The sequence below is a fragment of the Bartonella krasnovii genome, assembly GCF_003606345.3.
GTDB lineage: Bacteria > Pseudomonadota > Alphaproteobacteria > Rhizobiales > Rhizobiaceae > Bartonella > Bartonella krasnovii.
The window spans coordinates 1,054,302-1,078,862 of sequence record NZ_CP031844.2; the positions used below are offsets into that span (position 1 = coordinate 1,054,302).

General features: G+C 40.1%; 20 protein-coding genes. 7 read left to right on the plus strand and 13 right to left on the minus strand.

Going from position 1 to position 24,561, the window contains the following annotated elements:
* Nucleotides 1-6: 6 nt before the first annotated feature.
* Genes D1092_RS04510 through D1092_RS04545 form a run of 9 tightly spaced genes read right to left on the minus strand, consistent with a single transcriptional unit; the run spans nucleotide 7 to nucleotide 8,921 of the window.
* Nucleotides 7-1,008: a phage tail protein gene (locus D1092_RS04510; RefSeq protein ID WP_120122367.1), complete on the minus strand. Its 1,002-nt coding sequence runs from the start codon at nucleotides 1,006-1,008 to the stop codon at nucleotides 7-9.
* Between the two features lie 11 nt (nucleotides 1,009-1,019).
* Complete coding sequence (locus tag D1092_RS04515; RefSeq protein WP_120122368.1) at nucleotides 1,020-1,655, minus strand: transglycosylase SLT domain-containing protein; 636 nt, start codon at nucleotides 1,653-1,655, stop codon at nucleotides 1,020-1,022.
* Between the two features lie 14 nt (nucleotides 1,656-1,669).
* Nucleotides 1,670-3,817, minus strand: a complete 2,148-nt coding sequence (locus D1092_RS04520; protein WP_241436962.1) for a hypothetical protein — start codon at nucleotides 3,815-3,817, stop codon at nucleotides 1,670-1,672.
* A complete protein-coding gene (locus tag D1092_RS04525; RefSeq protein ID WP_120122369.1) occupies nucleotides 3,818-5,242 on the minus strand; it encodes a hypothetical protein in 1,425 nt (474 codons plus the stop codon).
* Between the two features lie 52 nt (nucleotides 5,243-5,294).
* Nucleotides 5,295-5,432 carry a hypothetical protein gene (locus D1092_RS09470; RefSeq protein WP_167309298.1) on the minus strand — a complete coding sequence of 46 codons (138 nt, stop codon included), beginning with the start codon at nucleotides 5,430-5,432 and terminating at the stop codon, nucleotides 5,295-5,297.
* Between the two features lie 11 nt (nucleotides 5,433-5,443).
* The gene (locus D1092_RS04530) at nucleotides 5,444-6,325 is read right to left on the minus strand and encodes a hypothetical protein (RefSeq protein ID WP_120122370.1); all 882 of its coding nucleotides are present in this window, start codon (nucleotides 6,323-6,325) and stop codon (nucleotides 5,444-5,446) included.
* Between the two features lies 1 nt (nucleotide 6,326).
* Complete coding sequence (locus D1092_RS04535) at nucleotides 6,327-6,752, minus strand: hypothetical protein (protein WP_120122371.1); 426 nt, start codon at nucleotides 6,750-6,752, stop codon at nucleotides 6,327-6,329.
* Nucleotides 6,752-8,212 (minus strand): hypothetical protein, encoded by a 1,461-nt coding sequence (locus D1092_RS04540; protein ID WP_120122372.1) that lies wholly within the window; start codon nucleotides 8,210-8,212, stop codon nucleotides 6,752-6,754. The genes D1092_RS04535 and D1092_RS04540 overlap by 1 nt, the downstream gene beginning before the upstream one ends.
* 1 nt (nucleotide 8,213) lies before the next feature.
* A complete protein-coding gene (locus D1092_RS04545) occupies nucleotides 8,214-8,921 on the minus strand; it encodes a phage adaptor protein (protein WP_120122787.1) in 708 nt (235 codons plus the stop codon).
* Between the two features lie 74 nt (nucleotides 8,922-8,995).
* On the opposite strand from D1092_RS04545, the gene D1092_RS04550 reads away from it, so the two are divergent.
* Nucleotides 8,996-9,304, plus strand: a complete 309-nt coding sequence (locus tag D1092_RS04550) for a type II toxin-antitoxin system RelE/ParE family toxin (protein WP_120122373.1) — start codon at nucleotides 8,996-8,998, stop codon at nucleotides 9,302-9,304.
* Nucleotides 9,285-9,569 carry an addiction module antidote protein gene (locus D1092_RS04555; protein ID WP_120122374.1) on the plus strand — a complete coding sequence of 95 codons (285 nt, stop codon included), beginning with the start codon at nucleotides 9,285-9,287 and terminating at the stop codon, nucleotides 9,567-9,569. Before D1092_RS04550 ends, D1092_RS04555 begins: the two co-directional genes overlap by 20 nt.
* Before the next feature lie 35 nt (nucleotides 9,570-9,604).
* Here D1092_RS04555 and D1092_RS04560 read toward each other — a convergent pair whose 3' ends face one another.
* The 4 genes from D1092_RS04560 to D1092_RS04575 form a co-directional block, all read right to left on the minus strand.
* Entirely contained in the window at nucleotides 9,605-9,985 is a 381-nt protein-coding gene (locus D1092_RS04560) for a hypothetical protein (protein ID WP_120122375.1), read from the minus strand.
* Between the two features lie 25 nt (nucleotides 9,986-10,010).
* A complete protein-coding gene (locus D1092_RS04565) occupies nucleotides 10,011-11,135 on the minus strand; it encodes a N4-gp56 family major capsid protein (RefSeq protein WP_120122376.1) in 1,125 nt (374 codons plus the stop codon).
* A 93-nt stretch (nucleotides 11,136-11,228) separates the two neighbouring features.
* Nucleotides 11,229-12,113, minus strand: coding sequence for a hypothetical protein (locus D1092_RS04570; RefSeq protein ID WP_120122377.1), 885 nt, complete (start codon nucleotides 12,111-12,113; stop codon nucleotides 11,229-11,231).
* A 12-nt stretch (nucleotides 12,114-12,125) separates the two neighbouring features.
* Nucleotides 12,126-13,808: a portal protein gene (locus D1092_RS04575; RefSeq protein ID WP_241436388.1), complete on the minus strand. Its 1,683-nt coding sequence runs from the start codon at nucleotides 13,806-13,808 to the stop codon at nucleotides 12,126-12,128.
* Nucleotides 13,809-13,955: 147 nt separating this feature from the next.
* On the opposite strand from D1092_RS04575, the gene D1092_RS04580 reads away from it, so the two are divergent.
* The 5 genes from D1092_RS04580 to D1092_RS04600 all read left to right on the plus strand — a co-directional run bounded on the left by D1092_RS04580 (nucleotide 13,956) and on the right by D1092_RS04600 (nucleotide 23,652).
* Nucleotides 13,956-15,122 (plus strand): tyrosine-type recombinase/integrase, encoded by a 1,167-nt coding sequence (locus D1092_RS04580; protein ID WP_120122378.1) that lies wholly within the window; start codon nucleotides 13,956-13,958, stop codon nucleotides 15,120-15,122.
* Nucleotides 15,123-15,333: 211 nt separating this feature from the next.
* A complete protein-coding gene (locus D1092_RS04585) occupies nucleotides 15,334-15,534 on the plus strand; it encodes a helix-turn-helix transcriptional regulator (protein WP_007347430.1) in 201 nt (66 codons plus the stop codon).
* Between the two features lie 104 nt (nucleotides 15,535-15,638).
* Nucleotides 15,639-16,532: a DUF7146 domain-containing protein gene (locus D1092_RS04590; RefSeq protein ID WP_120122379.1), complete on the plus strand. Its 894-nt coding sequence runs from the start codon at nucleotides 15,639-15,641 to the stop codon at nucleotides 16,530-16,532.
* Nucleotides 16,532-18,106 carry a YfjI family protein gene (locus D1092_RS04595; RefSeq protein WP_120122380.1) on the plus strand — a complete coding sequence of 525 codons (1,575 nt, stop codon included), beginning with the start codon at nucleotides 16,532-16,534 and terminating at the stop codon, nucleotides 18,104-18,106. Before D1092_RS04590 ends, D1092_RS04595 begins: the two co-directional genes overlap by 1 nt.
* 581 nt (nucleotides 18,107-18,687) lie before the next feature.
* Complete coding sequence (locus D1092_RS04600) at nucleotides 18,688-23,652, plus strand: DEAD/DEAH box helicase (RefSeq protein WP_148255611.1); 4,965 nt, start codon at nucleotides 18,688-18,690, stop codon at nucleotides 23,650-23,652.
* The last annotated feature ends 909 nt before the right edge of the window (nucleotides 23,653-24,561 follow it).

Here is a 24,561-nt window from a genome sequence, read left to right on the forward strand (position 1 = left end):
AAAACCTCATGTCTTAATCGCAAACAGAACAGAAACATTCACTGGACGCGTCTCACCTTCACCAGTGCTTCTCAAGTCAACCTCTTGATCTTCATCAAGGCTATAGGGGCTTGCAATATAACCTCCTAAATTCTCACGCTCTATACCCATAAAACTCGCCAGAGAGCTCCCTCCAAATAACCCCATACGATACCCCAAAACAGCTGTTGTATTCCCATCCCAAAAGTCTTCATTGCTGGTAAAATGAGGAAAGGAAAGACTTTGCCCCTGATGTTGGTGGGACTCGATTAAATCGGTTTGCACACTTGCAAATCTACGATTGGCATCTATAGACCGTCCACTATCTAAGCCCCGTAAAAACATCCCTCGAAAATCCGGAACATTAAAGGTCGTAACGCTATTTCCTTCACCCCAAACCGTTCCTATCGTCGCAAACAATTCACTATAATCATTTCGAGAGTAAGCCTTTCCATCGCACAACAACCAACCTTTTGGTATAGCCCGCATCCCAAATGTTCCTATAAATCCCGTTGGATAAAGGCTGCTTTCTTCTTCCAAAGGAATAGAGGTAGGATTCATAAGATACCAATGATCTCCATGATAGACCAATGTATAAATACATCCCTGCTGGATTTCCCCGCCCGATAATGCACCAATCCCGAATTCCGTTGCTTTATAAACCGGCTTGCCCTCTAAGGCATTAAGGGAGAGTGTGGTTGCACCAATATTCTTACCCGTTGCCATAAAGCATAAAACAATCCCATTCTTATATTCCAAAAATGCCGTTTGGCTTTCAAGTCTTATCAATGTCGTTTGTTCGGCATAATCATTCGTAACAATGCCTTCAAGCGTTCCACCCGTATCTAACAAGTATTCCTTGACACGCTGCATCATAAAACGCGCGCTCGTGTTCACACGGCTAGGATGCTGCCCTTCTGACCAATCAATCAAATCATCTGCGCGTGTGTTATCCGCCGCTCTAAGCGACCAATCATAAATCGTTGACATGATTTTGACCCTTAAATTCCGTAAAATGCCCGCATGAATTGCGTCATCAAAGGATTATCATCTTCTTCATGCTCTTCTTCTGAAGGCTCTTCCTGCGAGGCTAATAACGCCCGTAAAACCTCTAGCAAGTTCACTCTATTGCTAATGCCCCCTCGTGCTATAGGACTTGCTCTGTAAGGCTGTCCACCATACATTTGGAAAACACGATTAACAAAATCACTTGCACGCATTGCGTTATTGCCTGCATTCAAACCAACCACATTGCTCCCAACCAATTGCGCTGCATTGGCATGGGGATTTTGCAAAAGACGCGTGGCTCCTCCTGCTCCTTGTTGATGCGCTAAATATAATTCTGCCTCTGTGGGCGCTCTTCCCAACACACGGCTTAAATGGTTGCGATTATCAAGCGTCAACCGCCCCATGGCATCGGCTGCTTGCATGGGGTCAAAACGGTCTTGTAAGCCATATTGCTTAGCTGTGCTGTCTATAAACTGATACAAACCACCCGCAGAAGAGCGCGGATTCCTTGCATTGGGATTACCACCACTCTCAACTTGCGCAACACGGTATAAATAGCTTTCCGGCAATCCATACCGCGCCGCTGCTTGACGTATCGCTTGATCAACTGAAGGACTGTAACGGGTCATAATTTAATGCTTCCTTACTCAAATGCACTCAATACATTCAAGCCTTCTATGGAGGCTTTCCCTCCACCCCCAAACAAAGCAGCAGATAGTTTTTTCACCCATTCTTTCGTAGCATATCCCTTCTCTTGCGCTCTAACCATGCCCTGAATAAGCTCTACAATTTTCTTATTCGAAATATCTGAGCCACCTGTCAATAACTTGACGACATCCTTTTCAATCCGTTGACGCTCTCTAAAAGCTGTTTCTTTAAAAGGTATCCAAGAAGCTTTCAACGCTGCTTTCCCTGCTTGAAAGGCTGCATCACGTTTACTCGTTGGGACATTGACATTATGCGTAAAAGATATATCTTTATTTGCTATACGATTTGGTATTCCGTTGTAAAAATCTGCATAATCGGCTTCTCTCTTGACAACATTCTTAACAGCAGCAGCTTGATCTGATCCATAAATCTTTGCAAATCTATCATACAGATCGTCCGTATCAAAAATCTCCTTTGCCTTGGAGACTTTATCTCCTGTTTGCCCCATACCCTCTAAAAGTTCTGCCCTTGAACCCTTTTTAAAATATTCTTGTTGTCCCTTTGGTAGTTCATCAAAAATTTTACTGAATTCATCCTTATTAAGCGCCTTGCTAAGGATTTTGGAACCTTCATCCATAGCATCTACATGAGAACTATATTGATGATATAATCCACGTCCCTTCTTATATTCGGACGATACAGCATCCATAATCTCTAACAATTTTTTCTGTATATCAACTAAGGTATGAACTTTACTATTATCTCCTATCTTTTCGGCTGCATCTTTCATAATACCAAGTTTAACCTTCGTTTCATGGAGGACACCCATGTTGGGTTTTTCTGTAAGGAGATCAAATTTTGCAGAAGAAAATGGACCAACTTCTATGCCTTTACTCGTGAACTCTTGTAGCCCCTCTCTATAAGCTTGTCTGAAATAAGGGCGTTTCATTAATTCATTAAGAGCGCCATAATGGTGTTTTCCTATCGGGGTCTTCTTGGCTATTTCGTAAAGATCATGGGCTGCTGCCTCTCTACTCGCGATAAGATCTCCTTTTAAACCTGTAACATTTTGACGAGGAATAAAGTATTTATCAGCTGCTTGATGAATACGCTCTCCTCCTCCCAGTGCTCTTGCCTCTGCTCTTTTGGTCAAATCAAGATAAGCTCCTTGATTCCTTCGGGCTATATCAAAAACAAGGTCCTGTAAAAACGGGCTATGATCGGCTACGTAATCGGTAAGAACAGCTTTCTTAAAAGATTCTCCTAGCTCCTCAGATGCCTCACTACCTAAATGTTTACTGATTGCTCTTAATGTTGCTTTTTCAACGCCTTGCTTATGAGAAGGAGAAAAAAGTCTTCCTATTCCACCGACAGTAGAACCAGCCAAATGACCTAAAGCACTTCCAACCGCTGTCCCTGCCGCTCCTAAACCAGCACCAGCTAACGTACTGGTAAGTGTATTACCTAATCCTTCACCCTCTCCCGCTCCATGTAATGCACCAGATGCCGCTCCTACTTTAAGCAAATGAGGCAACGTTGTTTTGTTCGTGATACCTAAAAACGGGTTTACGACTGCTCCTATACGAGATGGACCTGCTTTTGAGAATGCTTGACCTAATTTTGACCCAAGAATTCCTAATCTTGCTGCTCCTCCTATTCCTAAAGTCGCAAGTGAAGGGATTATTGACCCTAAAACATTTCCTCCTAAAGACGTCCAATAATGTGTATCACTTACTCTACGTTGATAATCACGTATTTCTTTGACAGCTTTATCATACTTCTCTAAAGATTTCTTATCTCCAGACCAATATCTGCCAAGCCCCCGCACAAAAGCAGGTATAGCATAATCATCTTCATGATCACGTCCTGCCGCTGTAATCCCTGCAATTTCGTCATCTAAATTAAAACTCAATCCATGTTTTAAAGAGTTCCAAAATGCTTCGCCTTGCGTGATCTCTGGAGAAGGGGATGATATTTCAAGTTCCTCCTTAGGAATACGACGAATGACTTCTATATCAGGACCAAAATCAGGAAAGGATTCTCGTTGCGACCTTTCAAGCTCCTCCTTAGGAATACGGCGAATGACTTCTATACTAGGACCAAAATCTGGAAAATCTTCATGAGTTTTATTATGACGAACCATTTATCTTTTCCTAATAATTTCAAAAACATCATTGCCGTGTTGCACGCGTGCCGTATGCCCAATAGCAAGTTTCTTAATATCTTCTCTGCTACTTAGAATCGGCAAGTTTGCACGAGCTCCTTGCGACATCGGTGAATCTACAAAATATTGATCGGAGATTTCTTGGGGCGTGTCTAAAGCCTGACCTGTTAATGCATTATATAATACAAGATCATTATGCTTATTGAAAAAATTAAATGCTGTTTCAATTACCTGTAAAGTCCTCTCCAATCCCTCTTTATTACGCCCAACGTCCAAAGAACCAAACATTGATGATAACGCCTGACTTTCAAAATTTGATATAGGACCCGTCCCTACAGCTCCGCTAGAACTCATCGATTTTAGGTTCTCAAATACCGTCTTTAAAACACTTCCTCTAATTCCCTCTAATAATTTGTCTAATTTGTACCCATCACTTCCACCAATTTTTTTCGTAAACCACCCCTTAAACCCTGTAGAACTACCTTTTTTAAGGAGTTCAAAAGCAGCTTTCAGATCATTTAAACCAGCCCTCAACTGCTGCTTGGTAGAAAACATATTGTTTATCCTTCTACCCTCCCATTCTTTTTGTGCTTGTAGCTTCTGATTATACTCTAGTTCCTGCATAGACCCCTTAACCGGTCTATACTCACGTTCACCAGTCTCTGGATTGGTATACCATTGAAAGCCCGCAGGGGCATCACCACCTGTTAACAATGCACTAAGCATCTGAGGATTACTTGCCATAACCCGCGCTTCTTCTTCGCTGTAGCCTTTAGACTTCAAATATTCGACGGTTTGGTTAACTTTACCTCTTTGCTTATCACCTTCATTAAGACGCTTCACACCACTTGCAAGCGCATCCCATCCAGAACCACCGGACGGTGCTGCCGACATGCCTGCAAAAAGATCTTGAAGCTTTTTATAAAAATCCGACTCGACAAACTTTTCAAAACCAGTTCGAGTATCTACTGGAGAAGTTTGTGATGCAGGCGCTAATGGTTGTGCTTGAGGGACATCAACTTTAATTTTAAATTCTTGTAGATTATCCTCCAGTGCCTCTGGAATAGGTGGATGATTTCCTACACCAAGAGGCATTTCCGCTCTAGGAACCGTATAAGGCATGAATGGTCCATGTGGATTCTGCATATTTTGTAAATAGGGGTTGGAGGGGGCATGTGCTTCCTCTGGTGTCATCATACTTTCAATGGCTGACCCACCAACCATCGATGCAGTGAATTTTGGGTTCTTTGTTGCGAATTTTCCCACGGGACTCTTTGTTATTAATTGCCCCAATCTGTTCGCCCCTGTAACCGCTTTAGGAGCAAGATACCTAAAAATATGCGGAGAAGCTCTCAATAACAGCCCACCTGATGCAAGTAATGGAAATAATAATGGAAATGCCATCACACTCTCCTACAAAACTATTGTTTAATTATTCTTCAGTTATTGTTTCTTATTAATTAGATGGGCGATGTGCACTATTTTGTATTAAACCATCAGCACCTATTTTAGACATTCTAACTAAAGGGTGTTCACCTTGATCAGGAGGAACAAAAAAACGCGAAATGTTATTGAACCAAGAACCTTTTTCCATCTCTTCCTCTCCTATACACCCAATTTTTTGCCTAAAAATGCACCAAAAGGTTTAGAAATATCAGGTATCCCCATAAAACTTGTCGCTAGATTTGCTACTGCCGCAAAATTCTTCCAAGGGTTATTGCCTTCTATCATTGAAGTTGTATTATTGTTTGTTGTCGTTCCGTAATTTCTTGCAAAACCATGACCAGCATTCATCAACATGTTCAATCTATTCCAACCGCTATTGTCTTGCTCCAGCCAACGTTCGCGGTTGGCGTCAACAAGCCGTTGATTATAGTCATTAAGAATGCCGCTTCCCTGCAACATATTCGTATAAGCGTTGTTGTAAGCGGGGAATAGGTTGCCTACCATGCCTAAGCGGTTCTGATTAAATTGGTCTATCATCGAATTGGCTTGCATCATGCGTTGCCAATCCTTATCGTATTGATCAGACATTGCCCGCGCATAAACAGAACCACTCGCCTTGCGCAACTCATCTTTGTGATCGGGGGTTCCGTAACGACCTATCCCCGAAAAATATCTATTAACTCTATTTTCTACCTCATCCAATCCCTCTTGAAGAACCTGACTAAAATGTGAATTTCCCCCCATCATGCCACCAGAAGCCAACCGTCCAAGATTATTCGCAGATGAGGTTGGCGTATTCATCAAATGATTCATATAACTTTGGTACTGATGTGGAACATTTCCAAGCCCCCCAATGGCTTGGTAAGTTGGAGCACTTAACGGTGCAACACGAGGACCGCCATAAACATTGCCACCCACCCCTGTGTTATACATTTGATAGGCATCCGCACCACCACGCTTAAAAACATTCTGCATCCAAGAAGGCGGAGCACTCGTTTGCACCTGCTTCTGTTCTGTTGTTGTTGGTGTTTTGCTCCCCATGTCACAATTCCTTCTTATAATAAAGCATTTCTACCCTATAGCCTTGCTTGTCTAATGTGCGCTTCCAACCTAACCGCCCTAAAATCTCTATCTCGAAAGCGCCATTATCACGCGCCCAATCCTCTACAACTTTCAAATTCTCAATTTGATCAAGTACCCCCTTGCCACTACATTCACAAATCAAGGCGCGCTTCTTACCTAAAACGGTCTTTTGTATCTGGGTCGTAACAGCCGCTAAAAAGCCCTCATCATCATCCAAAACAAGCCATAACTGTTTCTTGCCCGTGCAAATGGCTTCAATCAATTCTTGCAACGTAACTTCATGTTTAAAACGCTCTACATACGCACTCAGTGACGCAAGTATTTCTTCAAAGTACGGGGCTATGCGCTCCAAATCCCAAGAAGTACTCAAATAAACTTTTGCCATTATCCCCTGCCTAAAGGGCGTAAATCTACATTAAAACCCGTAATCATCGTCCAAGGTTCATGTTCTGGAATACGTAATTTAAAACGGTGATAACGATTGCGTGAGCGACCATGATAAGCACCCGTGACATAAGAACATTCCCTCTCCTTGTGCCATGTGATCGGCGTATCGTGATTACGCAACCTTCTTTCTCCAATGCTTAAAAGACCTTGCGTTGTATCAACCTCTGCAAACATCTTCGTGATAAAGCTAAAGCTTCCATCCGGTGCTCCCATCTCTTGTGAAACAACCGTTGCCTCCATTGGGGTTCCTGCAAACATAACAAGATGATTTTGATCATTAAAACCACCAAGGATAGGCACACCACTTTGCCAACGGGGACTGTCTAAAGAAGCCGGCAAGGTCTCAAGATTTATTGAGATCTCATCTAATTGTTCTAAAGTATAACCTGTCGTAAAGACTGGAAACAACGTGAAAGGCTTTCCCTGTATCGTCGACCATTTCTGCAAACCCCAATCATAAACAAAAGTTGTTTGCTCGTTATTGCCTCTTTTTAAGGACCAATAAATCCGGTTATCAACGGGGTCTATAACCCCTTGCATCTCATCAAGAGCAAACTTATCAAATGTTTTAAAAACTGTTCTATCAACCTTTTCAAAACCTATCGGCAAAAGTTGACCATCGCTACTTATTTGATAAAAACCGCCATCACCGGCAAAAAAAGCATTACTACCATGGCAAGCTATAGAGCCTGCACTTCGTGCACCGCGTTTGTCATGGACCTTTTGGAAAACAAATGGAACCTTAGAACCTAACGTAAAAGAACCAACATAAATAGCAGAACGCAGAAACACGACTGGATTAGTCGATTCCGTCGCACCTTGAACATATTCACCGTCATGGAAATCAGTATAGTAGCAATCTTTCTCCTGAATCTTCCAATGTGTTGCATCATTCAAACCTGACCAATGAATGCGATTGGGATGATCTGTCAGTTGCATCAGACAAACAAAATCTCCCCAAACCTTCACCAAGCCCGCTCTTGGAGGCCCCCCTCCTAAATCTGCAAATCTCTCTGAACTACGAACATTGAATGCCTGTGGTTTGTCATTTTTGTTCACTGCAATAATGGTTTCACCAAACAAAGCAAATGACCACTTGTTCTCTTCATGGGCTTGATAAGTCACACCACTTTGACTGATGTCTTTCCAACTCTGCGTTTGGTTATCATAGCTATAAAGCTTTTGCTTCCCTCCCACGATAATCTTAACACCATTGCCACTTCTAAAGGCTATACAACCTAAAGGCTTTTCTTCCAAAGGAACCTTAGAAACAACCATTGCACTAGCCATAGGAATGTAGCCACCATCTGCCGGTAAAACATTCACAAGGGTATCCGTAAAGCTGCTGTTAACAACCGCAACATCTGGTCGATAATCGGCTATCGGAAAGAAAACCATCTTAGAAATCCGTTGGAATTATTTTGCTAACGTTATGCCGTTGAGACGTCTCTGCACGCAATTCATACAACTGCTCGTTAAAGTCATTGTAAGCTGCCGTTGCACAATCGGGGTCTTTTAAAATATTCTTGTACAACTCATATTTTGCACGCGCCTTAATCAAATCAAATGCGTGCACAAACCATGGATGCTCTTCATCGACACTCTCTATCTCTGCTAAACGCAATGGAGAGAGAAGGAGTTGAATCTGATAAGCTCTATCCGGTGTAGGATAAAGATGCAATTTCCTATCAAAATAACTGTAATAAACCGGCGTTCCTTGCTGGTCTGATCGCAACAAAGGCTCTAAAGAAACATGGTCTTTCAACTCCAATGCAAGCTTATGATCTTGACCAGAAATCAAATAAACGCTTTTGATTTTAACAGCACTTTCGATATGGCGGGTATCGCTTGCGTCATAAACCCCCTTCCCCGCCTGTGTTGTAAACACCACATCACGGCTTTCATTAAAATAAAAATTTTCTCTCTCACAAAAACGAATAGCAGCAAAAATACTTTCTTGGATTTGTGCTATATACTCATCCCCAGTGTCATCAATCTCATCTTGAATGACAGACACGAGGTGTGAAAGCGTTTTTCTGTGACGATAAACATTTTGACCAGCCGGTATCGGTCCGCCGGTCCTAACCCGAATATAATGACGTGCCATCAAAATACCTTTCAATGAAAGATAAAAATTGAAACGAACTTGACATGATACATCGTGTGTATTATAGTACACTAATGATACTCATTCATAAAACAATAGAATTTGATACTTGGCTTAAGAAACTTAAAGATAAAAGCGTTAAGGCTATTATTCTTCAACGTGTTGTACGCTTAAAACAAGGACTTTTCGGTGATGTTAAATTCTTTCATGGCATAGGGGAATTACGTATCCACTATGGTGCTGGTTACAGAATTTATTTTACCCAAAAAGGCTCTGATTTTATCCTTTTGTTATGCGGTGGAGATAAATCAACGCAGCAAAGAGATATTGAACAAGCGTTAAAATTAAAAGAGGAGTACAGTGATGAAAATAACCCCATTTAAACCAGAAGAATATCTTAAAGACATTGAGTCACAGAAAATTTTTCTCAATGAAGCCCTTAAAACCGGTGATGCCGCCCACATTGCCGATGCTCTTGGTATCGTTGCTCGTGCCCAAAATATGAGTGCCTTAGCAAAAGAAACCAATCGCGAACGCAGTGGATTATACCGTTCCTTAAGTAAAACGGGTGACCCAAAGCTTTCTACCTTAGTCGCTGTATTATCTGCCCTTAATTTACAACTCTCTGTACAATCTTCTACTTCATAAATTGAAGGGGAGTTGATAAATCTCTCCCCTTAATTTCAGTGATTTGTTACGAATTGCACGACCACAACGCATTCACCCGCTGCTGTCGTTTTGTCACGGGTTGCATAAAGAGTGGTCTCCTTATCATCCCCTACAAAAGCCTTTTGATCTGTTGGCGTAAAATCCTGTACGCTTTGGGTCTTGATCTCTTTCTCACTGTATTCGTTCCCCCCATAGGTGCTCCCTATCTTCAATTTCGCCTCTGGAAACGCTGTCTTCACAAAGGCTTTTATCGAAGTAATGACCGCTCCACGGGGTAAAATTCCTATTTTTTCTGTAAGATGCTTATCTTTATGCGAAATATTCAATCGCAAAAAGCTTACTTGTTGGGTATGAAGATTTCTCCCCTGTAATGGAGGTGGTAATTGATCTGCCATATCTTTTTTCCTTCTTAATCATCTATTAACCAGCTTCGCCGCTGTAGGTAGGAATAACAATCGTTCCAAAATCTTGGGCTGTCTGTGCACTACCTGGCATTTGGAAACGGGTTTTCTTCATTCCTATCAAAGTCTTGGCTGCAACACCAAATTCACGTTCATAATCAAAATACTCTTCTTTAAGGGTGTAATGCGTTGCACTATGATTTTTACCAAAACCTATAATCGCACTTTGAGCACCTAAGAACACCGCACGACGAACGCTTTTAACGGCTGTAGAATCTGTTGATTTAACACCATGGGTGACATGAATTGCCTCACGTAAAACAACACCATTATACATGCCTAGTGAACCATCAAAGATTGGGTTCTTCGCACGTGACGTCGCATAAACCGATTTTTGGATATCTAACCACTCACCGACGGCTGTATTGGTACGCAATTGCATCACTTGGGTGGGGTGCAAATACAAAACATATACATCATCACCGTTAACATGAACAGGTGAGATTTGTGGATTGGCTAGCTTGGCTTGTTTTACCGCTTCATCTATCAATTTAAGGCTAAAGCCATGTTTTGCCTTTTCTGTGAGTTCTTCATCCTTGGTTTTACCATCGGGACGAATAATACGTTCACTGCTTGGCGCCATAATCGGATTAAAACCATAATGAACTGGTTTAATATAGACTTCTCTACCATCAACATTGATCGTACGCGCTGTATAACCACACACCTGTAAAAAGAACATGATGCTTAAACGATTGGCATACCAGCGAACCAAGCCTTCTTTGGCTTTCTTGCGTAAATTCGGGAGAATTCTCTGTTGGTCAATCGAGTCCTCATTGGCGACACGTACTGCATGTAAGAGCTCGTTAATGACCAACCTATCATTCATAAATTGAAGCGCTTCTTCATTACCCTCTAGAGTTTCACCTTGCGTTACACCATCTCCAAACAAATTCACAAGCAAACTAAATGTAACGCTATCCCCTGCACTCTTATGGGTTTCGTTGTAAAGCTGGATAATGCTGTTTGAACTTTTCCCTATCAAGGGGGCAATTTTCGTCGCCTTCAAAACTTCATTGCTTAATTTTTGTGACCACAATTTCACCGATTGTGGGTCATGGGTTCCTATATGTGTTGTTGCCATTTTTGATTTCACCTTTCTTTGCTGTAAAAAAAACCGGCTTAAAGCCGGTGTAAAACCCGCATCAAAGGCGGATTATGTTGAAAAACTTATTCCCTAATCGGGGTCTGCACCCATAATTTCATAAAAACGCGCTTCATTTTTAGGAATGGATACCCACGCGTTGAATTCATCCTCTGGCATATCGTAAAGAGTTTGTTTGGTCATTGGTCCAACACTGCCCCCACCACCAGAGGCTGTTAAAGTCCTCGCAGAATTCTGCCTACTTTGCAGCGCTGCAACTTGATTATTGGCTTGGACTGTTTGGTTCTGATAGCCACGGTTTTGTGCTATCTTATAAAGCTCTTCTGCTGGATTGAGATTTCTTTGTGCACACGTCGCTACTATCGTCCGCAATTCATCTCCTATAATCGCATCTCTCGTGCTCTTATTGGCGTAATCGGGATAAATACCTGACCAAGAATTTAACTCTTGTTCACGCGTCTGATAAAGAAAATCTGCCGCGGCATCAAAATCACTATATTTCTTTTTGACGGTTTCAACAGAATTGTGAAAAAACTGGTTAAGGTGCATATCATGCTGTTGCTGTTCTTCAGCTTGTCTTAGCGCTTCCTTCTGCGCTCTAATATACGCATCCTGCTCTTGAAGTTTTTTTCCCATCCATCCCATATAGCCAATAATGTCTTGGCTAAGATCTGGGGGGCTTCCTTCATCTTCAGCCATTGGCGCTTGGGGTTGCTGTTCATAAAACTTAACAAGTGTTTCACGGGCTTGCTTGAGTTGTTCTTCTGAACGTTGCTGATCTATAGGAACAATCTCTGAAGGCTGTTCAACGGGCTCTGCAACCGGTTCTGAAGACGTGACATCATGGCTCTCAACCGTTTCAACCTCATGATCACTCTCAAAAGAGCTCTCATCATCAAAAACAGCTGGTTCTGCCATATAATCTTCATTCAGTCCTTCATTCATTTCTGCATTCATTCTTCACCTCTCTCAAATGCTTCTTCCTCGATATGTTGCTGCTCGCTCCCGCATGATTTGATTTTGGGCTCGTTCATTAAGAATACGTTCCCGTTCAAGTTCATGTTTCTGTTGCATAATCTCTGCTTCCAATTCTGCTCTCTGTTGATGCATGAACAGATCAATCTGCTTTCCTTGTAAATCCATCTGCTGCATCTGGGCTTTGGCGGCAATATCCTGCTGCTTTTCTTGCAACTTCATTTCTTGCTCTGGATTCATCTGCTGTTGCGCTTGTTGCGCCATTTGCTGCTGTTGTTGCATCTTTTCACTCACGCGATTAAGCAGAGATGCAGGCAATGGAGAGTAGCGCAGCAAATCAAGCATGATATCCGGTGTCACAGCATTTTGAAGCAAGGGTAACAATTGCGTGATAATGCCAAAGGTCCGCTCTTTTTCGTTCGGGCTGGTCGGTGCATCATCAACCACAATATCATAGTCAACACTCATCACCGCTTCACGGGTTAGGGGGATATACTGCGCATTCTCTTCTCCAGAAATCCGTACCAAACGACCATCAGAGAGATAATTCTGGATCAAGTGCAAAATAAGCTTGCCTTGACGCTTGCGATATAAACGCAACCCATCAAACAAACAAGCGAGCAGGTTTAAACTGGATTGACGCCGTTGTGCCTCTAAAATCCCTGCTTGTGAGACCTCTCGCGTTCCTATAAACTCTGGCGATAAGCCGGTCACTTGATTAATTGCTTCTTTCGCTTCATTGAACAGTTGGAAAAAGCCCGTAGGAAACTGAGAAACCGGTTTTGGCTGTATCTTGCCACCTGCCAAAGCTCCATTTTTTAAAACCGTAATACTGTCTGCTCTGCTCCAACTTTTTACCGCTTCTCGCTCGTCTTCAAAGGCGCCCCTCTCTGCCATAATCCCGCCTTTGGATTGGCTATTGAGAATATGCATGACTTGACTGAAATATTTATTCGCCCATCGCTGTGGGTCTTTTGTAGGGCGCACAACCCCATAAAATTGCCGTTCTATCTTATCAAAATAACCCGTTATACATTCCCAACCTAATTGACCAGCAGGAACCATCGGTTGATCGGGGCATAGTAAAACTTTCCTGCCTAAAAAAGCACGTTTAACAACCTTTTTATTAAAAGCTGCCCCTTGTATCTGAGGCATCATACATTGAAGTTGTTTAAACTCCTCTTCACTATAGTCACGAAGTTCTCCAGTACTTAAATCGGGCGCTTTGTAATATCTCTCGCTTTCAAACCAACGGCATTCGACAAGCGTAACCATTCGTCGACCATTTTCAACATCAATGCCCCTCTCATCATCATAAGCCTCTAAATCATTATGATGAACCCCTTCATAAGCACTCCCATCCCTCGCCCAATCCGCACTCAGTTCACTCCAATGGGCTTTCGGAAACATTTGTCTTGCAACTTCCAAAGGCTTGCGGTCCACATACCACATACGTTGTGCATCGGTTAAATTCGGTTGCACGGCTGCACTATCCCAAACCATCTTTAACGGGTCTAAACGTGTAATAACCGGCTCCCCATCAAGGTTGTTTTCGTAATCAAGGCGCGTATCTGTCCAGCCCATGCCACAGATGACGGCATCTTGGAAAGCATCCGAATCTGCATATTCCGCATGTGCCATGTCGCTACAACGCTTTGATTTATAATAATAATTCATTGTTTTGTATTGTTGAATGAGAGTCTCGAATAACGTAGGATTCTCTCATTTCAAAGCTGTTTATCTTGAATCAATCAAAACCATTCCCTTGCACATCAAAAGCGGGATGAGTGTGTGGATAAAATTTGTATAAGAAAGGATTTAAAAATGGCTCTTATGAACCGTCTTAATGCAAGGTCTGTCGCAACATTGGGGGCTGGCAAATATAATGATGGTGCCGGCTTGCTTCTTCATAAGCGTAAAGATGGAGGTGCTCAATGGATTTATCGTTATACCCTTCATGGGCGCCGCCGTGAAATGGGCTTGGGAACGTTGCGAAATGTTTCTTTAAAAAAAGCTCGTGAATTAGCAAATCAATGGCGTTCTGTTTTGCATGAAGGGCGTGACCCCATTCAAGAACGCAACAAACAAAAGCGTGAAGCAATAAGCAATCTCCATTATTTAAAAGATATTGCACTAGATGCTTTTGAAAGCCGTAAAGCTGAATTAAAAGGTGATGGTAAAAATGGTAAATGGTTTACACCTTTACGCCTTTATATTCTACCAAAATTAGGCTGTTTACCGGTTTCTGAGATTACCCAAACTGAGATACGCAATACCCTTGCCCCTATTTGGCATACAAAAGCTACAACAGCAGAAAAAGCACTCATCCGCCTTAATATTTGTCTCAAACATGCGGCTGCATTAGGGTTGGATGTTGATTTACAAGCAACAGAAAAAGCACGCGCTCTTTTAGGTAAACAACTCCATAAAACACAAAATATACCAGCCATGGATTGGAAAGATGTGCCGGCTTTTTATAAAACGCTTTGTCAAAAAACAGCTATAACACAACTAGCCTTGCGCTTGCTTATCCTTACAGGCGTTCGTACTTTTCCTTTGCGTCATATTCGTGAAGATCAAATTGAAGATGATGTCTGGACAATTCCTGCTGAGAATATGAAAGGAAAACGCGATGCTACAACAGAATTTCGCGTGCCTCTATCAACAGAAGCACTAAAAATAATTGAACAAGCCCGTTGTATCTCTAAAAGTGATTTTCTTCTTTCTCCTACCGGTCGTTGTCCCATAGGTGAGAATTGTATGGCAAAATATATGCAACAGATTGGAGTTGAAGCACGTCCCCATGGTTTTCGTTCTAGTTTACGCAATTGGCTTGCTGAAACAACCGATGCCCCCTATGAGGTCGCTGAAACTATTCTAAGTCATACGGTAGGGGGTAAAGTAGAGCGTGCTTATCGTCGTACTGACTATTTAGAACAGCGCCGTATCTATATGGATAAATGGGCGGCTTATGTTACAGGTCAAGCTTAAGATATGGGGTGTAATACCCCATTATCTGTGGATAACTTTCTCTCTCTCTCTTCTCTCATTCTTTCTCAATGAGACTCATAAATTATCACATTAGAAAATGTATAATAAAACACTGTTTTCTATAGACTAAATACCTTTCCAATGATTCCAAAATGTGCTTAATAAATACTTATGATTTGTTCCCATTTTTTACTTTTGAAAGGAAATTATAATGACAGAAAACGATATTCTTTTAACAGACCGTGAAAGTGCCAAATTGCTTCATATGAGTGTTTCAACATTCCGCCGTCATGTGACCAATGGCTCTTTACCAAAGCCTTTAAAATTTGGTTTTTTATCCCGTTGGTTACAATCGGATCTTTTGAATGTCATAGAGCAAGCAAAACAGCAACGTTATAACGACGTCGCATAAAAGAAAACCTTGTCACGTAAGGACGGACAAGGCATTCCATTTTCACTCAAATAATGAATAGCAAAATCCGTCCTATGGTGCAATATTCATAGGATAAAAAAAACATGTTGTCTTTTACGAATGCTCGGGGCATCACCAATGCCTTGCGTGGGGTTTGGCATGGGCATTATGGAAGTGCCCGCTGTCCAGCCCATGATGATCAATTGCCTAGCTTATCCCTTGCTAATGGACATGATGGGCGTCTCTTACTCACTTGTTATGCTGGCTGCTCTTTTAAAGAGATCATACAAGCACTCAGAAGAATTGGCTTGCTTGAGAAACAAGCCTTTTTTGATAAAACTTATGATCATAGGCTCTCTTTCTCAAAACAGTTTTCTGCTGATCTTAAAAGAGCAAAACACAAAGCAGAAAGAGCAAAAGAGATTTGGCAACAAAGTCAACCAATAAAAGAGACTTTAGCAGAAACCTATTTACGCAATCGGGGTATTTGTTATGACTTATTTCCTTATTTACGCTTTCACGACAACTGTCCACACCCATTAGGAATGACATTGCCCGCGTTGGTTGCTCTTGTTAAGGGGGCTGGCTCTTTTGCCATTCATAGGACCTTTTTACAAGCCAATGGCTGCAAAACAGATCAGAAACCAGCAAAAGCCATGTTGGGTTCTGTCATGGGCGGTGCTGTGCATTTAAGTCAAGACAATCCAAAACATCTTGTCATTTGTGAAGGCATTGAAACCGGTCTCTCTCTGCTGTCTGGTTTGTTATCAGAGCCCGTGAATTTATGGGCGTCCCTTTCCACCAGTGGCATGATGCGTGTGAATTTACCCCCCATAAAAGGACATCTGACAATCGCAATGGATGGGGATGATGCGGGTTGTAAAGCAGGCTTTACCCTTGCAAAGCGTGCTTATAGCCAAGGCTTTGAGGTCTTTATCATGCAAGCCCCTAACGCTTTAGATTTCAATGACTTTTTAATCCTAAAAGGTTATAAATAATGATAGAAGATAAAAATAACCCAAATATTTCATTCAATGATAATACTTGTTTAAAAGCTATTCCTTATGAAGTCGCCTTGCAACAAAATGGTTGGGGGGAATTACAGCCTATTGATAAAGCTTTATTACCCGTCGACCCCTTTAAAGTATATCTGCTCCCAACACCATTAATAGACTATGTTTATGACGTTACTGATATTCAACAATCTTCTATCGATTTTGTGGCGATCTCTGCTTTATGCGGTTTGGCTGCTGTCATTGGTAATGGCGTGCGTATCGCTCCAAAACAACATGCCAATTGGACAATTGTTCCTAATCTCTGGGGGGCTATTGTGGGGCAACCTTCAACGATGAAAACACCCACCATGGAAGCTGCTTTAGCTCCTCTCTATGCCTTTCAAGAGGAATGGTATCAAGAATGGGTAAAGCAGAAAAAAAGCCAAGAAACAAAAGATATTCTGGTTGAATTAGACAAACGAGAAAAGAAAAAACAAGCCTATAAAGCATTCAAAGATCAAGACGAGGAACAAGCCCTTGCTCTTCTTTCTCAAGCTCTTGAACACAAAGAAACTGATGATGATGACACGCTTAATAAACGACGTCTTATTGTCAACGATGTCACGGTTGAAAAGCTTGGGGAATTGTTAAAAGAAAACCCCCGTGGTCTATTGTTGGTTCGTGATGAATTGTCTGGGTTTTTATCTAATTTGGAGAGAAAGGAATATCAAACAGACCGTTCTTTCTATCTAACAGCTTTTAATGGCAATAAGCCATACACCTATGACCGTATAGAACGTGGAACTATTCATATTTCCAATGCAACCCTTTCCGTCATTGGGGGCATTCAACCTTCACGGATTATTCCCATTATTCAAGCCATGCACCATGGAACCAATAATGACGGTTTATTGCAACGGTTTCAAATGCTGGTCTTTCCCGATGAACGAAAAGAGCGGTTATGGGTTGATAGACCACCCAATCAAAAGGCATGGGAAAGTTATCAAGAGGTCTTTCGTTCTCTTTATGATAAACCTTTAGGATCACCAAAACACCCCATGACCATACGCTTTTCTGCTGATGCTCAAGAGATGTTTCGTGAATGGTGGGAAAATTTTCAAAAAATAATCAAAGGGGGGAATTTCTCTACAAGTTTACAAACACATCTTTTGAAAATGGATAAAACCATACCAACCCTTGCGTTGATTTTTGAACTGTGTGAAGGCGGGCGTTTTGAAATCAATAGAAATGCCCTTGAGAGAGCCTTGTGTTGGGAAAAATATCTGATAAGCCATGTCAAAAGGCTATATGCGGCGGGGAATACATTAACAGCAGAGCGTGCAAAATTGATTGTTGAACGCTGTGATTGTTTATCCGATGTTTTTACGGCAAGGGATGTTTATAAACGTGATTGGAAATGTTTAACAGACAATCAAGCTGTTAAGCAAGCTTTAGAGCTTTTATGCCGTTGTAACTATATTCGTGAAGTCTCTGGAAACAATAACTCCCAAGGCGGTCGACCTACCATACATTATGAATGGCATCCTTTAGTGAAAAGTCATAAGACACCACAATGAACAATTTTAAATTCCGATAAAGCATCTAACTTTGTAGTCATAAAATAAACCTTCAAAGTACTCCCCATTCTATTGGTTTTGGAGGTTTAGGGGGTTTTGGGTGTTCTTTTTACACCCCCTTTATATATTTTTTAAATTAAAAATAAAAGTTATTATATTTCAATATGTTAATGTTTTAAATAAACAACCTATATTAAACACAACACATAAATACAATCTTTAATATATATTTAAGAGGGTTTTGTAGGGGTTTTGGGGGTTTTAAAAACAGACAAAACCTATCTATTAAAGTCACTCATAAAACCTATCAAAATACTCATTCTGATGTTTTAAAAGCCCATAGTGTATTTGTTTTGATTGACAGGTCAAATAAATAGCAAATTTCACTATTGTGCTGATCTAACCATGCGTCATAGGCTGTGGATAAATAGGCTTTAAAAACCCCTTTTGAAAAAATTTATCCGTTTTTGTGCATTTTTCTGCATTTTTTCTCAATTCGTTCAAAATGGATTTAATAAGCTTCATTTTGATTCTTTTGAAAAGAATTAAACACATTATAAAAAAATGGGCTCTGTTGTAATATGCTGCAATCTCTTAAGTCTGATCATGAAAAAATCACTTTACGTTCTCTCTTAGAATTCTATCGTAAAAAGGCTAAATCACCCCGTGAATTGGGAACGCTGTTTGAAAACCTTGTGAAGGATTATTTCTCTGAAGACCCTTTACAAAAGCAGGAATACGAAAAGGTTCAGACTTATTCGGAATGGGCTAAGGAACATGATGAAGATGGGCGTGATATAGGTATTGATCTGGTCGCTACAATCCGTGATGAAGGAGGTTATGCGGCTATTCAATGTAAATGCTATGATGCTTCTCACATCATTAAAAAAGAAGATATTAATAGCTTTATCGCTGCCTCTGGGAAGAAAATATTCACCCGTCGCATTTTGGTTGATAGCACCGAAAGCAATTGGAGTGATAATGCTAACAACACTTGTGATGGTCAAGAGGTTCGTATTCAACAGATTAATCTGTTTGATTTAGAAAACAGTCAAATCGATTGGGGAGCTTATAAAGAACGAGGACAAGCCGTCCTTAAAGAACAACCGAAAAAAAAGCTTTTAGATCATCAGACAGAAGCACTTGAGAGAGTTTGTGAAGGTTTGCAAGAAGCAGACCGTGGCAAGCTGATTATGGCGTGTGGGACGGGAAAAACTTTCACCAGTCTTAAGATAGCAGAACAAATAGCTGGAAAAGGCAAGCGTGTGTTGTTTCTGGTACCCTCCCTTGCTTTGATGTCACAAACAATCCGTGAATGGACCATTGATACAGAAGTTCCCTTACGTTCCTTTGCCGTGTGTTCAGATACACAAGTGGGCAAGCGTCGTAAAAGTAAACATGATGATGAATCTGGTCTCGATGCTTCTGATCTGGTTTTACCGGCTACAACGAATTCACAAGAACTTGCGCGTAAAGCTAATAAGATCTCTCTTGATGTGATGACCGTGATCTTTTCGACCTATCATTCCATTCAAGTGATTTCCGATGCGCAAAAGGAATATGATTTACCCGAATTTGATCTGATCATTTGTGATGAAGCCCATAGAACAACTGGGATTGTTTTAGGAACAGATAAGCATGAATCTGAATTTATCAAGGTTCACGACAACAGCATCATTTTGGGTAAAAAACGTCTGTATATGACAGCAACCCCGAAGATCTTTGCTGATAGTGCCAAAAAGCAAGCTCATGAGATGAATGGCATTTTAGCCTCTATGGATGATGAAGCACTCTATGGAAAAGAGCTTTATACCTACACATTCTCTAAAGCCGTGAATAATGAACTCTTAGTTCCTTATAAGATTATTGTCTTAGGTGTTAATGAAGAGGAAGTGAGTGAATCCATTCAACATCTGATGACCGATGAGAATTATGAACTTACCCTTGATGATAAAACCAAGATCATAGGCTGTTATCAAGCTCTTAGTAAAATAGATCTGAAGGTTGATTTGAGTGATGACCCTAACCCTATGCGGCGGGCTTTGGCTTTTTGTAGAGATATTAAGACCTCTGAACGTATCTGTGACACATTCAATTCTAAAGGCATGCAGGAAGAATTATTAGATCTTCATAAGCTCTATAAAGAGACGCCGCCTCTTCAGTGTACCTTTGCGCATATTGATGGAACACAAAGTGCCAAGAAGCGCAATGAAGCTCTTGACTGGTTAAAGGAAGATGCGGGGGAAAATACGTGTCGTGTGCTCACCAATGTACGCTGTCTTTCTGAAGGTGTTGATGTTCCTGCTCTTGATGCGATCATGTTCTTACACCCGCGTAAAAGCCAAGTGGATGTGATACAAGCGGTGGGGCGTATTATGCGCCGTTCCAAGGGTAAGAAAAGAGGCTATATCATTTTACCCGTTGGGGTACCAGCAGGGATTTCTGCTGAAGAGGCTTTAAAATACAACAAGAGATACAGTGTTGTATGGCAAGTGATCAATGCTTTGCTTTCCCATGATGAGAACTTTGAAGTAACCCTTAACCAGATGATTTTAGGTCAAGACGTTAGTCATACTTTAGAGATTGTAGCCTTAAAGAGTATGACCACGGTTGAAGATAAACTGCATGTTTATGAGAAACCAGAAAGCGCGGGGCTTGATATTGGAAAAGCAGCTTATGAACCACAAAAATACATTCATAGTGTTACAGGAAGATTACCCTTTTATAAAGAGTTTCCCAATGCCCTTAAAACCCTTTTGGCTAAGAAATTTACCCTTGCGGATTACTGGGGCATATGGGCTGGCAATGTTGCTGAAATTGCTCAAAACCATATCAATCGTCTTAAAGATATCCTTTCTGATAAAACCAGTGAAGCCTATCATGCTTTTGAGAGCTTTCACAAAGAACTAAAAAATAACTTAAACAGCGATATCAAACAAGAGGAAGCCATTGAGATGTTAGCACAGCATCTTGTAACGCGCCCCGTGTTTGAAGCCTTGTTTGATGGCAATGAATTTGTGCAAAACAATGCCATTTCGCAAGCGATGGAAAAGATCTTAGCTGAGTTGGATAAAACCAATATTGAAGAGGTATCAAAAGAATTACAAGAGTTTTATGATAGTGTAAAATTCCGTGCCTCTGGGATTACCTCCCCCCAAGCAAGACAGAACCTTATTATCAAGCTATATGAAGACTTTTTTGCCAAGGCATTTAAGAAAACCACGGATAGGCTTGGCATTGTTTATACCCCCATTGAGGTTGTGGATTTTATCATTCATTCTGTTGATGAGGTTTTACGCAATGAATTTGGCAAAAGCCTAGGATCACGTGGTGTTTCTATTCTCGACCCTTTTACGGGTACTGGGACCTTTATCACAAGGCTTTTACAATCCAATCTCATAAAACCAGAGGACATGGAATATAAATTCCGTCATGATATCCACGCTAATGAGATTGTTCTCTTAGCTTATTACATAGCTGCGATTAATATTGAATCGACCTATCATAGTCTTATGAAAGGTGAATATACCCCGTTCAAGCATATTGGTTTAACCGATACGTTTCAGATGCTTGAAGAGAAAAATCTGCTACAAAAATTATTTAAAGAAAACAGTGAATATTTGGAACATCAGAAAAATCTGGATATCAAGGTTATCTTTGGCAATCCTCCTTATTCTTCTGGTCAAAGAAGTGAAAATGATAACAATGCGAATGTAGAATATGAAATCCTTGATAGAAGCATTCGTGATACATATGCATCAAGATCTCAAGCAATATTAAAAAGAAATCTATATGATAGCTATATACGAGCAATTCGTTGGGCAAGTAACCGTATAAAAGACTGTGGTGTTATTGGTTTTGTCACAAATGCAAGCTTTGTAGATGCAAATGCTATGGCTGGCTTACGCAAATGCCTCGTTGAAGAATTTAGCAGCCTTTATATTTTCCATTTACGAGGAAATGCTCGGACTTCTGGAGAACAACGTAAGAAAGAAAGTGGTGGAATTTTTGGAGAAGGATCTCGTGCCCCTATAGCTATCTCTATTCTCGTCAAAAATCCAGAATCTCAACAACGTGGTAAAATATATTTCCGCGATATTGGAGATTATCTCACGAGACAGGAAAAGCTTACGATAATTGAATCCCTTGGTAGTATTGATGGCATTACACGGAGTGAACAAGGTTGGCAAATAATTACACCAGACAGACATGGTGATTGGATCAATCAACGTGATGACAGTTTCAAAGCATTTTTAGCTATAGGGGATAAAAAGGTTGGTAATAAAAAGCTTTTTGAGAATTTTTCTTGTGGTATTGTAACAAGTCGTGATGCATGGGCTTATAACTCAAGCCGTGAAGCTTTAGCGAAAAATATGAGATCTATGATCATTTTTTATAATAGTGAAGTGGAGCGTTTTAATGATACTTATGCACATGCTGAACGTAAATCACGTGTAAAAATTGTAAATGATTTCGTAAATTCAGATGTGAAAAAAATTAGTTGGAGTTTTAGTATTAAACAGCAATTAATTAGAGGAAAGTTTTTTGACTTTGAAGATACATGTCTTATGCAAAGTTCATATCGCCCTTTTACACAACAATGGCTTTATTATAATCATACCTTTAATGAAGCAATTTATCAAATGCCGCGTATATTCCCAATAGGGCAAGCGGTTGATAATAAGGTAATACAACTTACAAGTACAGGAGCAACAAAAGACTTTTCTGTCATCATGATTAAGAAAGTACCTGATTTTCATGCAATAGATACTAGCCAATGCTTTCCACTATATATTTATGAAGATGTTACAGCCTTAAAAGATAATAATCAGTCTTATTTATTTACGAATTCTATAGAGAAAAGCAACAATGTTGGTTTACAGAGGCGTGATGCCATTACGGATGAAGGATTAGCACATTTTAAAGCTGCTTATCCTAATGAAACCATAACTAAAGATGATCTGTTCTATTATGTTTACGGAATCTTACATTCAGAAGATTATCGTTCCCGTTATGCTGATAACCTCTCTAAAGAATTGCCTCGTATCCCTTGTGTAAAGAGTGCTGATGATTTTTGGAAATTTGTTACAGCAGGGCGTCAACTGGGTCATTTGCACGTCAATTATGAAGATGTGGAACCTTATCCAGTCTCATTTAAAAAAGGCAATCCGAAGCAAACAGATATCTCTAACCTTGAGAAATTTTATTACGTTACAGAAATGAAATTCGCAAAAATTAAGAATAGCAAGGAAAAGGATAAATCCACTGTTATTTATAATAGCAATATCATCATGACAGATATACCCAAGGAAGCTTATGAATATATCGTCAATGGCAAACCCGCTCTTGAATGGGTTATGGGGCGTCAATGTGTAAAAACAGATAAAAAGAGTGGCATTGTTAATGATGCCAATCGCTATGCTGTTGAAACCGTTGGAAACCCTGCCTACCCTCTAGAATTGTTTCAAAGGGTTATTACCGTAAGTTTAGAGACAATGAAAATTGTTAAGAGCCTACCAAAATTAGAAATTAAAGAAATTGAATAGACTTGCCATGCTCACATAATGGATATGCTAATCATAAGGGGTATAGAGTCTTATAACTATAAACTATACCTCTTTTGTAATTTGATTACCTATAATCTTAAAAGGAGTGTTTATATGCGTTATTCTAAAAAGAAATCATTTGCACTTTTAAACACTGTCATTTGGATTGCTTTAAGACTTATAAGAAATCCACTCTTAAACAAGATAAGATTTATTTGGATTGCCTTTAAGAGATTATACCGTAATCTCAAATGAGTGCTTTATAGCTTTCAAAAAAACCTCTTTAAAGAGAGTTTTACATCTTCATTTTGCTTATATTACTTATAGGTTTTGTCTGTTTTTAAAACCCCCAAAACACCTACAAAACCCTCTTAAATATATATTAAAGATTGTATTTACGTGTTGTATTTAATATAGGTTGTTTATTTAAAACATTAACTTATTGAAATATAATAACTTTTATTTTTTATTTAAAAAATATATAAAGGGGGTGTAAAAAGAACACCCAAAACCCCCTACCCCCCTAAACTATAACCATAATGATCTTGATAGCATTTCTTATGATTATAAACTGTCTTTTGAAAGGCTTTAAAAGATTACATGCTTTCATAAGACGTGTTTTAATCATTCTCTAAAATTATAAGCTTATCCATTTAAGTGAACTGATAAAATTCATTAAAGGGATTTGGATAACGTAATCAGTTTTCATTTTCATATGCTTTTCATAAAGCACGTTTTAATCACTTACTAAAATAATCATTTTGTCAGTTCAATTTACTGACAGATAACTGACAAATGTATATTATGAGTTGAATTTATGGATTATATCTTAATAAGGATTATATCATTAAAATATTAACATATTGAAAAATAATGTTTTTAATTTTTATCTCATTAAAAAAATTCTAT